The following is an 11675-nucleotide window of genomic DNA, read 5'->3' as shown; positions in this document are numbered from 1 at the left end:
TTTTGTTGTTGTACGCCGTATAGGGGCTGTTCTACGGTGTAAGGCATGCCAACCTCGCAAGGCCAAGCCGGCCAAGTCGGCTCCGTCGGCGGCCACCCCCAGCGGTGGCTGATCCTCGGTGTCATCTGCCTCGCCCAGCTCACCGTGCTGCTCGACAACACCGTGCTGAACGTCGCGATCCCCACCCTCACCGAGGAACTGGGCGCGGGCACCTCGGACATCCAGTGGATGATCAACGCGTACTCGCTGGTGCAGTCGGGCCTGCTGCTCAGCGCGGGCAGCGCGGCCGACCGCTACGGCCGCAAGAAGATGCTGGTCGCCGGTCTCGTGCTCTTCGGCATCGGCTCGCTGGTCGCCGGACTCGCGGACACCACCGGCCAGTTGATAGCCGCCCGCGCGGGCATGGGCGTCGGCGGCGCGCTCCTGCTCACCACCACACTCGCCGTCGCGATGCAGATCTTCGCACCCGAGGAGCAGCCGAAGGCCATCGGCATCTGGAGCGCCGTCAACGCCCTCGGGTTCGCAACCGGCCCGCTGCTCGGCGGGTTCATGCTCGACCACTACTGGTGGGGCGCGATCTTCCTGGTCAACCTGCCGGTGGTGGCCCTGGCCCTCTGCGCCGTGATCAGCCTCGTACCGGAGTCCAAGAACCCGCGCGGCGACCGCCCCGACCTGCTCGGCGCCCTGCTCTCCACGATCGGCATGACCGCCCTCGTGTACGCGATCATCTCGGGTCCGGAACACGGCTGGACCTCCGCCCGCGTCCTCACCACGGCGGCCCTGGCGCTCCTGGTGCTGGCCCTCTTCGCCCACTGGGAGAGCCGGATCCCGTATCCCATGCTGGACCTGCACTTCTTCCGGGACCGGCGCTTCACGGGGGCCGTCGCCGGTGCCGTGCTGATCACCTTCGGCATGGGCGGCGCGCTCTTCCTGCTGACCCAGCACCTCCAGTTCGTCCTCGGCTACGGGCCCCTGGAGGCGGGCCTGCGCACGGCGCCGCTCGCCCTGACCGTGGTGGCCCTCAACTTCACCGGTCTGTCGGCGAAGTTCACCGCGAGGCTCGGCACACCCGTCTCGATCGCCCTCGGCATGATGCTGATGTCGGGCGGACTGGTGTCGATCGCGACCCTCGTGTCGAGCGGTTACGCCGGCACCCTGCTCGGCCTGCTGCTGATCGGCGCGGGCTGCGCGGTCGCCAACCCCGCCATGGCGCACGCCATCATGAGCGCGATCCCGCCGGAGAAGGCGGGCGTGGGCGCGGGTATCAACGGCACGCTGGCCGAGTTCGGCAACGGCCTCGGCGTCGCCGTCCTCGGCGCGGTCCTCAACGCCCGCTTCGCCGCGCTGATCCCGTTCGCCGCGGCCTCGCTCCCGGCGACGCTCGCGGGCGCGGACTCGGCGGACGAGCGCGCGCGGATCACGGACGGGTTCGCGTCGGGCCTGGAGACCAGCCAACTGGTGGGCGCGGTGGCCGTGCTCCTGGGTGGACTGCTGGCCGCCGCGTTGCTTCGGCGGGCCGAGAGGGCAGACTCCGCGGTGGCGGTGCCGATGTGAGGGCCGCCCGGTGTCAGGGCTGGGGCGGATCCCGGGTTTCCGGGACGGCCCGCTGCAGGAGTTCCGAGGAAGGTGCGCCATGGTGAGGGCAGTCGACCGGGCCGAGCGCCCGGCACGGACCAGCGTGTGGTTGGAGGGCAAGGCCCCGCGAGGCGGTGGAGCCCGGGGCGGCCAGCCGTCGTCGCTCGACCGGGACCGGATCACCGAGGTCACGGTACGGCTGCTCGACGCGGACGGGCTGGCCAAGTTCTCCATGCGACGGCTGGCCGCCGAGCTGAATGTGACCGCGATGTCCGTCTACTGGTACGTGGACACCAAGGACGACCTTCTTGAGCTCGCGCTCGACGCGATCTACGGGGAACTGGAGTTGCCGGATCTGGACGCCGACGCGGGCGCCGAGGCGGACGCGGACTGGCGGGATCAGCTCCGGGTGATCGCCTCCGGTTACCGGGCCCTGCTCGTACGGCACCCCTGGGCGTCGACGCTCGCCGGGACGTTCCTCAACATCGGGCCCAGGTCCATCGCCTTCTCGCGGACCGTGCAGCGGGTGATCCGCAGGACGGGGCTGCCCACGCACCGGCTGGCGGGGGCCATCTCGGCCGTCTTCCAGTTCGTGTACGGGTTCGGCACGATCGAGGGGCACTTCACCGCGCGGTCGGCCGAGGCCGGGATGAGTCCTGACGCGTACTTCCAGCAGGCGCTGAGTGCGTTGAAGGGGGCGCCCGAGCTTGATGACGTGCTGGAGGAGAGCACGGAGATCATGCGGGCGCGTGGGGGGAGCACGGTGGAGGAGATGTATGAGCGGGACTTCCGCTTTGCGTTGGATCTGGTGATCGCGGGGATCGAGACGGTGGTGCTCCGCGGGGAGGTGTAGGGGGTGCGGGGTGTTTGGGCGCTGCCCTTCGAAGACAAAGGATTGCGCCGTTCCCCGCGCCCCTGAGGGCGAGAGACAAAGGATTGCGCCGTTCCCCGCGCCCCTGAGGGTGAAAGGCAAAGGATTGCGCCGTTCCCCGCGCCCCCGACGGCAAGGACAAAAGACTGCGCCGTTCCCCGCGCCCCTGAGGGCGAGAAGCCAGCGGCTGCGCCGTTCCCCGTGTCCCTGGGGTGGTCGGGGTGGGGCTATGCCAGGTGGGGCGGGAAGCCGCCCGTGGCCACCGGGCCCCACCTCTCCGGGGTGATGCGGATGATCGACTTGCCTTGCTTCAGCATGGCCCGGCGGTATTCGTCCCAGTCCGGGTGTTCGCCCGAGATGTTGCGGAAGTACTCGACCAGCGGCTCGACCGAGTCGGGGGAGTCGATCACCTCGGCCGTGCCGTCGATCTGGACCCAGGGGCCGTTCCAGTCGTCGCTCAGGACGATCAGGCTGACCCGCTCGTCGCGCTTGGCGTTGCGGGTCTTGGCGCGCTCCGGGTAGGTGGAGACGACGATGCGGCCCGAGTCGTCGACTCCACAGGTCAGAGGTGACCCCTGCGGGCTTCCGTCCGACCTGCGGGTCAGGAGGATCGCGCGGTGCCGGGGGCGTACGAAGTCGAGCAACTCGGCCGACGACACGGAGGTGTTCGTAGCGATGTTCGGTGCCATGGGGGCAGCCTAGGGGCACAGGCACCCGCTGAGGCTGACCCTGCCGTGCCTACGCCTGTGTCGATGCCCGGGGCGACGGCTATGCCTGCGGGAGTGTCTCGCCCTGCACGGCCTGGATGTCCAGCTCCACCTTCAGCGTCGTACCGATCGCCGCGATGCCCGCCTGCACGACCTGGTTGTAGTTCATCGCGAAGTCCTCGCGGCGCAGTTCCGTGGTCGCGCGGAAGGCCGCCCGGGTGCCGCCCCAGGGGTCGGCGCCCGTGCCCAGGTAGGCGAGGTCCAGGTCGACCGGGCGTACGACCCCGTGCAGGGTCAGATCACCGTGGACCGTCCAGCGGTCGCTCCCGGTGGCCGGGGTCAGCCCCGTCGAGACAAACGTGATCTCCGGGTGGCGCTCGACGTCCAGGAAGTCCGGCGACTTGAGGTGGCCGTCGCGCATGGCGTTGCCCGTGTCGATCGAGTCGGCCCGGATCACCGCCTCCACCCGGGACTTGGCGACCTCGTCCGGGGCGATCTCGATCGAACCGGCGAACTGCGTGAACCGGCCGTGCACGCTGGAGATCCCCAGGTGCTGGGCGACGGCGCCCACGGAGGAGTGGGCCGGGTCCACCGTCCAGGGGCCGGGCGGCGGCAGTTCCGTGCCGCCCTGCCGGGCGAGGGTCACGGTGCCGATCTCGGCCCGGCCGCTCGCCGTGACGATGGCGCTGGACGCGACGGGCGCGTACCCGACGGCCGTGACGATCACCGTGTACGCGCCGGGCACGAGCGCGACCGCGTCCCGCACGGTGCCTTCCTCGTCCGCCTCGGCACGCGCCACCTGGGCGCCCGTCATGTCGGTCACGGTGACGACCGCGTGCGACACGGCCCAGCCGTCCCGCGTACGGATCCGCGCGGTCAGTCCCATTTCAAGCAACCTCGTTCCATGGAACCGGCCCGTGGAGCGCGCCTCCGCTCGGAACGCGCTCCACGGGCCGGGGTCTGTGACTACTGCCTTTTCAAGTGGGCCGCGACTACTCGCCGGGGTGGGCGAGCCGGATGTCGTGGCCGTCGACGCCACTGCCGCTGACGGTCAGTGCCGTGGCCACCGGGGGGTAGCCGGTCGCGATGACCGTGTACTCCCCGCCGTCCAGGTCGGTGAAGGCGTACGCCCCGTCCGTCCCGGTGGTGGCGCTGCCGACCACGTTGCCCGCCGCGTCGACGAGCGTGACCCGGGCGTCGCCCAGCGGACCGGTGGGCGCGTGCACGACGCCCTGGAGCTGCGCTCCGGCGGTCAGTTCGACCTCGACCCGGGTGACGCCGGTGCCGCCGACCTCGACGGGCAGGGCGCGGGGCCGGTGTCCGGCGGCGTTCACCGCGACGGTCACGGCACCGGGTACCAGCTCGGCGAAGGCGAACTCGCCCTGCTCACCGGTGGTCCCGGTGGCCAGCACGTCACCGCGCACATCGGTCACGATGACCATCGCGCCCACGACCGGCCGCCCGCCCTCGGCGGCCTTCACCGCGCCGGCGAGCCCGCTCGTACCGCTCAGCAGGATGTCGTACGCGAGCGGTTCACCGTTCACGACGACCGTCGAGGCCTGCGGCTGGAACCCGTCCGCCGAGGCGATCAGCACGTACGAACCCGTGCCGGGCGCGTCCACCGCGTAGGCACCGTCGCCCTGTGCGACCGAGCGGCCCAGCTGACGGCCCGCGAGGGAGATCAGCGTGACGGCGGCCCGTGGCACGGGCGCGCTCTCGGCGCCCCGCACGAACCCGTGGACCGGGACCCCGCCGGAACCGGCACCGGCAGCCGTGCCGGAGTCGGTCGCGGCCGCCAGGGTGGCGACCGACGAGAGCCGCTGGGTGCCCGCGGGCCCCGGCTCGGTGCCGGTGACGTCACCCGCGCCGTTGTCCGTGACGGCCCAGCTCGGTACGCGCTCCTCGGTCTCCGGCGGGAAGCCGTCGGCCGAGCCGGCCGCTGCCGGGGAGGCCTCGGCGACGGCCGTGACCTCCGCCTGGGCCTGTGCCTCGGCGGCCTGCGCCAGCCCGCCCGAGGTACGCAGCGGGACCTCCTTGATGAACAGCGTGACGAGGAAGGCGAGCAGGGCCATGGCGGCGGCGATCAGGAAGACGTCCGCGATGCCGTGCCCGTACGCGCTCTCCATGACCGTGCGCAGCGGCGCGGGCAGGGAGTCCATGTCGGGGATGCTGCCGGTCGAATGGCTCGCCGCGGCCGCGTACTTGGGGTCGATCCCGGTGAGGCCGTCCTTGACGTAGTCGGTGATCCGGTTGGCCATCACCGCGCCGAGCGCGGAGACGCCCATCGCGCCACCGAGGGAACGGAAGAAGGTCACCGTGGAGCTGGCCGCGCCGAGGTCCTGGGGTGCCACCTGGTTCTGGGTGGAGAGCACCAGGTTCTGCATCATCATGCCGATGCCGAGACCCAGCAGCGCCATGAAGACGCCGGTCTTCCAGTAGTCCGTGTCGTAACGGATGGTGCCCAGCAGACCGAGGCCCGCCGTGATGAGCACGCCGCCGCCGACCAGCCAGGCCTTCCACTTGCCGGTCTTGGTGATGATCTGGCCGGAGACGGTGGACGAGATGAACAGACCACCGATCATCGGGATCGTCAGCACACCGGACATGGTGGGCGACTCGTCCCGGGCCAGCTGGAAGTACTGGCTGAAGAAGACGGTGCCGGAGAACATCGCGACACCGACGAAGAGCGAGGCGATCGAGGAGAGCGCGATGGTCCGGTTGCGGAAGAGCCGCAGCGGGATGATCGGTTCCTTGGCCTTCGACTCGATGAGCACGAACAGCAGCCCGAGCACGATCGAGCCACCGACCATCGCGTACGTCTGCCACGACACCCAGTCGTACTTGTCGCCCGCGAAGGTGACCCACAGGAGCAGCAGCGAGACCGCGGCGGAGATGAAGAACGCGCCGGCCCAGTCGACCTTCACGTCCCGCTTCACGACGGGCAGGTGCAGGGTCTTCTGGAGGACGATCAGCGCGATGATCGCGAAGGGGACACCGACGTAGAAGCACCAGCGCCAGCCGAGCCAGCTCGTGTCGGTGATGACACCGCCGAGCAGCGGGCCGCCGACGGTCGCGACCGCGAACGTGGCTCCGAGGTAGCCGGAGTACCGGCCGCGCTCACGCGGGGAGATCATCGCGGCCATGACGATCTGCGCGAGGGCGGACAGACCGCCCACGCCGATGCCCTGCACCACGCGGCAGGCGATCAGCATGCCGGCGTTCTGCGACAGGCCCGCGGCGGCGGATCCCAGGACGTAGACGACGAGCGCTATCTGGACGAGCGCCTTCTTGTTGTAGAGGTCCGCGAGCTTGCCCCACAGGGGCGTGGTCGCGGTCATCGACAGCAGGGCGGCGGTGACGACCCAGGTGTAGGCGGACTGGCCGCCGCCCAGGTCGCCGATGATCTCGGGCAGTGCGTTGGAGACGATCGTCGACGACAGGATCGCGACGAACATGCCGAGCAGCAGCCCGGAGAGGGCTTCCATGATCTGCCGGTGTGTCATCGGAGCGCCGTCGGGGGCGCCTCCGTGCTTGGCGTGTGAGCCCCGCACACCGGCTGGTGTGGTCGTTGCCATGGGCTTCCTTTTCTTGTGTTGCGTCATACAGGTGTACGGGTGGTCCGCCCGGAGGGCGCCGCGGCGGGCACGGCCGGTGTGGCCGGTACGGGCCGGCAGTCGCCGAAGCTGGCGCGCAGTCGTCCGAGCAGGGTGTTGAGCTGGTCGACCTCGTCGTCGGACCAGTCCGCCAGGTAGTGGGCGAGCGCGTTCATATAGCGCTCGGAGAGGTCGGCGAGCATGGCCCGTCCGGCGGGGTTGAGCCGCAGGATGCGGGAGCGCTTGTCGGCCGGGTCGGGGGACCGGTCGATCCAGCCGTGCTCGGCGACGTGTGCCACATGCCGGCTCGTCACCGACATGTCGATGGCCATCAGCTCGGCGAGGCGGCTCATCCGCATCTCGCCGTGCCGGTCGAGCAGCGTGAGCACCGCGGCGGATCCCGCCGGGCACTCGTGCGGGAGGACCCGGCCCAGGCCCCGCTTCACGGCGCCGATGGCGCTCAGCTGCTGGGCCAGCTCCTCGTACTGCCGTCGAGCGGCCATCGCACCTCCCTCTTTTGTTGCTTTAGGCAACCATAAATACTGTTGGTTGCTGCAGGCAAACTAAATGGGACCCCACGGCCTAAAACCTTGGCAAAGGCAAGTATTGGCAAACGTAAACTCGCAGGTGAGGCGGGTTTCCGGGTCGCCGGGGGCCGTGGTCGGGGGCTGCGCTCCGTTCTGGGGCCGACCGCGCCCACTCGGCCCGTCCGGCGTTCGAGGACGAGGCCGCAGGGTCGATACGGGGGTCCGGGGGCGGAGCCCCTGGGCGGTGCCCGCCAAGAGAAGAGGGCCCCAAAACTTGGGGCCACAGATCGCACCCGATAGGGTCACGCGCATGGCAAACACCCAGGGCCCCGAGGGCAACTACGACCCCGCGGGTAGCACCCAGATGTTCCGAGCGTTCGTCGACGACCCGCAGAGCCGTCAGCAGCAGCAGGCAGCCACCGCCCGGGGTCCCCGGGTCGGCCTGATCATCGGTGTGATCGTGGCCGTCGCGGTCGTCGCCGTGGTCGCCTGGCTCGCGCTCAAGTAGCCGCTCGGGCAGCTGCTCAAGCAGCCGCCCGAACAGCGGCTCAGGCAGCTGCGCGAGTGGGCGGGGGCGCCATGGGGCGCCCTACTCCCACCTGACGGACAAGTCCCGCGTCTCCACGTGCATGCCGAGAGGTACGCGCCACGCGTCGACGCACACCGTCCAGGTCCTCTTCATCCGGCTGCCCGGCGCGATCGGCACGGGCAGCCATTCGGCCGACTCGACGGTCGCCCAGTCGATCCCGAGCGCGCCGATGATGTGCGTCCCGAAGGTCACCGTGCCCGAACGCACCGCGGTGCCCCCGGTGTTGTGGAACCCGACGGTGACCTTCTCGCACCAGCGCCTGTCGGCGGGCTCCCGCTCGGGATCGCCGACGGCCAGCACGGCGGGACCGGCGGACCCGCCCGGCCCCGGCGTCGACCCCTCGGCCCCTCCGGCCCCTGAACTCCCACCGGTGCCGCCCGCGCTGCCCGCCCCACCCGCATCGGCCGCGCCGTCCCCGCCGCCCGAGGACGGGCTCGTACGACCGCTGCCGTGTGCGCCGGACGAACCGGACAGGGACGAGCCGCCGGTGCCGTCCCCGCCCTCGTCCGAGCCCGCGTCGGTGCCCGCGCTCGACCGAGCGCCGCCGTCCGCAGGTGCTGAACTCGCCTCTCCCGCAGTCCCCTTGGGCGCGTCGGCGCTCTCCAGAGGCACCAACTCCACGTCCCCCGTGGGCGCCACCGCCCCCGCGGACGACGAAGGGCGCTGCACGGCGACGTACCCGTCACCGTCGCCGCCACCACTGCCGCAGGCGGCCGACGTCACCGCCCCCAGACAGACCGCAGCCGCCGAGGCAACCCCAAGGGCACCTCGGCGGCCACGTATCGGACCGCGTATCGACTGCTGTCCCACCCGTCGACGCATCGCGCCAGTGTGACTGACGGTCCGTCAATTATGAAGCCCCGGGTGGGAGGTACGGCGGTCAGTCGGAGATGAGGCCTTCCCGCAGCTGGGACAGCGTCCGCGTGAGCAGCCGGGAGACGTGCATCTGTGAGATGCCGACCTCCTCGCCGATCTGCGACTGCGTCATGTTCGCGAAGAAGCGGAGCATGATGATCTGCCGCTCGCGGGGCGGGAGTTTGGCCAGCAGGGGCTTCAGGGACTCGCGGTACTCGACGCCCTCCAGTGCCGTGTCCTCGTAGCCGAGGCGGTCCGCGAGGGAGCCCTCGCCGCCGTCGTCCTCGGGAGCCGGGGAGTCGAGGGACGAGGCCGTGTAGGCGTTGCCCACGGCCAGGCCGTCGACCACGTCCTCCTCGGACACCCCGAGCACGACCGCGAGTTCGGCGACGGTCGGCGAGCGGTCCAGCTTCTGGGAGAGCTCGTCACTGGCCTTGGTCAGCGCGAGTCGCAGCTCCTGGAGCCGGCGCGGCACGCGCACCGACCACGACGTGTCCCGGAAGAACCGCTTGATCTCGCCCACGACGGTGGGCATCGCGAACGTCGGGAACTCCACGCCCCGTTCGCAGTCGAAGCGGTCGATCGCCTTGATCAGCCCGATCGTGCCGACCTGGACGATGTCCTCCATCGGTTCGTTGCGCGACCGGAAACGAGCGGCCGCGTAACGCACCAGCGGGAGGTTGAGTTCGATGAGTGTGTCTCGCACATAGCCGCGCTCGGGGCTGTTCTCGTCGAGTGCGGCGAGCCGCAGGAACAGGGAACGGGACAGAGTGCGGGTGTCGATCACTTCCGGGGTCGGGGGGAAGGCCGGGGCTTCCGCGGCCGGGATGGCCGGTACCTCGACAACGACACTGTGAAGCACGTCGGGCGCGGATTCGCTCTTCGTGAGCGTGAGCACCTTCGAGCTGCCCTGGTCTGCGGACATGCCACCCCCTTTGGGTCGCGGACGGTCGCGGCGGACGCTCCCGTCGAAGGAACGCAGCCTCCACCTGAATACCGGAGGCGGGGCCGCGGCAAACGCTTCACCGGAAGAATGTCACATGTCGGCAACACGCTGTAGTGACATGTCGACACAAGAGGGGTGAATAGGCCCTGGAAAAGGGGGGTCTGACAGTTTTTCGACGCAGAAACGTCGGGAAAAGGCCTTGGAAGCGATTCGCTCCCCGGAGTTACGCCTCGATCCTGTTTGCGGATCGCAGCCGAGCGAAACTGCGGGCGAGCAGCCTTGACACATGCATCTGTGAGACTCCGAGTTCCGCGCTGATCTGTGACTGCGTCAGATTGCTGTAGTAGCGCAGCAGCAGGATGCGTTGCTCGCGTTCGGGGAGCTGGACGAGCAGATGCCGTACGAGGTCCCGGTGCTCCACGCCGTCCAGCGCGGGGTCCTCGAAGCCGAGCCGGTCGAGGAGGCCCGGCAGCCCTTCGCCCTCCTGGGCGGCCTCCAGGGAGGTCGCGTGGTACGAGCGTCCGGCCTCGATGCAGGCCAGGACCTCGTCCTCACCGATGCGCAGGCGCTCGGCGATCTCGGCGGTCGTGGGCGTGCGCCCGAAGGCCGTCGTGAGGTCCTCGGTGGCGCTGTTCACCTGCACCCACAACTCGTGCAGCCTGCGCGGTACGTGGACCGTGCGGACGTTGTCGCGGAAGTACCGCTTGATCTCCCCGATGACGGTGGGCATCGCGAAGGTCGGGAACTGCACGCCCCGGTCGGGGTCGAAGCGGTCGATGGCGTTGATCAGCCCGATGGTCCCGACCTGGACGACGTCCTCCATGGGCTCGTTGCGCGACCGGAAGCGGGCGGCGGCGTACCGCACGAGCGGGAGGTTCGCCTCGATCAGCGCGGCCCGTACCCGGCCGTGCTCGGGGGCGCCGGGTTCCAGGTTCTTGAGCTCGCCGAAGAGGACCTGGGTGAGGGCCCGGGTGTCGGCCCCGCGGCGCCGCTGCGGACTCGGCTCCTGGGGGTCGCCCGGCTCGTCGAGCCGTTCGAGGGCCTGCGGCTTCTGCTGTGAAGGTGCTTGGGGAGGTGCTTGAGGCGCGGTACTGGCCGGCACGGTCAACTCCACCTCTGGGTCCGTCAACCCGTGAAAACACAAGTCCGAACGACGTCCGTCAGACACATGCGTCAACTCATCGGTCAAAAGCGGTCATAGCATCACAAGACATGTGCACTGTGTGCAAGCACCTCATCACTCCGTGTTGAGCGCGGAGCGGCGCCGCAACGGGATCCGGGACCGGTCCGCAGCGGGTTCGAGCCGGCCTCGGGGCGGCTTCGAGTGAGGCCCGGACCGGGTCCTGGACAGGGAACGGCCCCCCGCCGTTCGGGCGAGGGGCCGATGGTCCGTGCGGGGCGCGGCTCAGAACTCGTAGTCGGCGATCACCCACGTGGCGAACTCGCGCCACAGTGCGACGCCCGCCTGGTGGGCGGGGTGCTCGATGTACCGCTTGAGGGCGTCCGTGTCCTCGACCGCCGAGTTGATCGCGAAGTCGTACGCGATCGGGCGGTCGGTGATGTTCCACTCGCACTCCCAGAACTTCAGCTCGGGAATCTGCCCGTCGAGCGCGCGGAAGGCGGCGACGCCCGCGACGACGCGCGGGGTCTCCCGCTCGACGCCTTCGTTGAGCTTGAAGAGGACCAGGTGGCGGATCACGTGCACTCCCAGGGCGAACGGGGATACGGCCACGGCGGCGGCCGCTCGCCTCCCGACGCCGGCCGTGCGGGCCGAGCCGGTCCTGCCCGTCGTACCGGCCGTGCGGGCCTGGCTAGTCCTTGGCCCCGTCGGCTATCCACGTCATGAAGTCACCGACGGACTGAGCGGCGTTCGAGATGCCCTCGAAGCCTATCTGGACGTAGTCCGCCGCGTTTTCGGGGTCAGTGATGATCACGTACAGCGCGAAGACCACGACCACGTAGACGGCGATCTTCTTCGAATTCACCGCCATCGCGGCCTCCCCCTGTGCCTG

12 protein-coding genes are annotated in these 11675 nt (G+C 70.2%); 3 read left to right on the top strand and 9 right to left on the bottom strand.

Annotated features, from left to right (window positions below; genetic code table 11):
* Nucleotides 1-45: 45 nt before the first annotated feature.
* On the top strand, nucleotides 46-1554 hold the full coding sequence (locus tag OHS59_RS22210) for an MFS transporter (RefSeq protein ID WP_328495153.1): 1509 nt from the start codon (nucleotides 46-48) through the stop codon (nucleotides 1552-1554).
* Nucleotides 1555-1633: 79 nt separating this feature from the next.
* The gene (locus OHS59_RS22205; protein ID WP_328495152.1) at nucleotides 1634-2428 is read left to right on the top strand and encodes a TetR/AcrR family transcriptional regulator; all 795 of its coding nucleotides are present in this window, start codon (nucleotides 1634-1636) and stop codon (nucleotides 2426-2428) included.
* 245 nt (nucleotides 2429-2673) lie between these two features.
* On the opposite strand, the gene OHS59_RS22200 is transcribed toward OHS59_RS22205, so the two are convergent.
* From OHS59_RS22200 to OHS59_RS22185, 4 genes are all read right to left on the bottom strand, one after another.
* Nucleotides 2674-3135, bottom strand: coding sequence for a PPOX class F420-dependent oxidoreductase (locus OHS59_RS22200; RefSeq protein WP_328495151.1), 462 nt, complete (start codon nucleotides 3133-3135; stop codon nucleotides 2674-2676).
* Between the two features lie 79 nt (nucleotides 3136-3214).
* Entirely contained in the window at nucleotides 3215-4039 is an 825-nt protein-coding gene (locus tag OHS59_RS22195; RefSeq protein WP_328495150.1) for a YceI family protein, read from the bottom strand.
* A gap of 106 nt (nucleotides 4040-4145) precedes the next feature.
* Nucleotides 4146-6728, bottom strand: a complete 2583-nt coding sequence (locus tag OHS59_RS22190) for an MFS transporter (RefSeq protein ID WP_328495149.1) — start codon at nucleotides 6726-6728, stop codon at nucleotides 4146-4148.
* A gap of 23 nt (nucleotides 6729-6751) precedes the next feature.
* Nucleotides 6752-7249 carry a MarR family winged helix-turn-helix transcriptional regulator gene (locus OHS59_RS22185; RefSeq protein ID WP_328495148.1) on the bottom strand — a complete coding sequence of 166 codons (498 nt, stop codon included), beginning with the start codon at nucleotides 7247-7249 and terminating at the stop codon, nucleotides 6752-6754.
* A gap of 334 nt (nucleotides 7250-7583) precedes the next feature.
* Here OHS59_RS22185 and OHS59_RS22180 point away from each other — a divergent pair, with 334 nt between their 5' ends.
* Complete coding sequence (locus OHS59_RS22180) at nucleotides 7584-7781, top strand: hypothetical protein (RefSeq protein ID WP_328495147.1); 198 nt, start codon at nucleotides 7584-7586, stop codon at nucleotides 7779-7781.
* A gap of 81 nt (nucleotides 7782-7862) precedes the next feature.
* On the opposite strand, the gene OHS59_RS22175 is transcribed toward OHS59_RS22180, so the two are convergent.
* The 5 genes from OHS59_RS22175 to OHS59_RS22155 all read right to left on the bottom strand — a co-directional run bounded on the left by OHS59_RS22175 (nucleotide 7863) and on the right by OHS59_RS22155 (nucleotide 11654).
* Nucleotides 7863-8585, bottom strand: a complete 723-nt coding sequence (locus OHS59_RS22175) for a hypothetical protein (protein ID WP_328495146.1) — start codon at nucleotides 8583-8585, stop codon at nucleotides 7863-7865.
* A 157-nt stretch (nucleotides 8586-8742) separates the two neighbouring features.
* Nucleotides 8743-9642, bottom strand: coding sequence for an RNA polymerase sigma factor SigF (locus OHS59_RS22170; protein WP_107020512.1), 900 nt, complete (start codon nucleotides 9640-9642; stop codon nucleotides 8743-8745).
* Nucleotides 9643-9886: 244 nt separating this feature from the next.
* Nucleotides 9887-10765 (bottom strand): RNA polymerase sigma factor SigF, encoded by an 879-nt coding sequence (locus OHS59_RS22165; RefSeq protein ID WP_328495145.1) that lies wholly within the window; start codon nucleotides 10763-10765, stop codon nucleotides 9887-9889.
* Nucleotides 10766-11068: 303 nt separating this feature from the next.
* Nucleotides 11069-11362, bottom strand: a complete 294-nt coding sequence (locus OHS59_RS22160; RefSeq protein WP_328499307.1) for a Dabb family protein — start codon at nucleotides 11360-11362, stop codon at nucleotides 11069-11071.
* 112 nt (nucleotides 11363-11474) lie between these two features.
* Nucleotides 11475-11654, bottom strand: coding sequence for a hypothetical protein (locus tag OHS59_RS22155; protein ID WP_267028048.1), 180 nt, complete (start codon nucleotides 11652-11654; stop codon nucleotides 11475-11477).
* Nucleotides 11655-11675 lie beyond the last annotated feature (21 nt).

The organism is Streptomyces sp. NBC_00414, from assembly GCF_036038375.1.
Taxonomy (GTDB): domain Bacteria; phylum Actinomycetota; class Actinomycetes; order Streptomycetales; family Streptomycetaceae; genus Streptomyces.
Note: the sequence above shows the minus strand (reverse complement) of the source record. Positions and strands in the feature narration are given on the sequence as shown.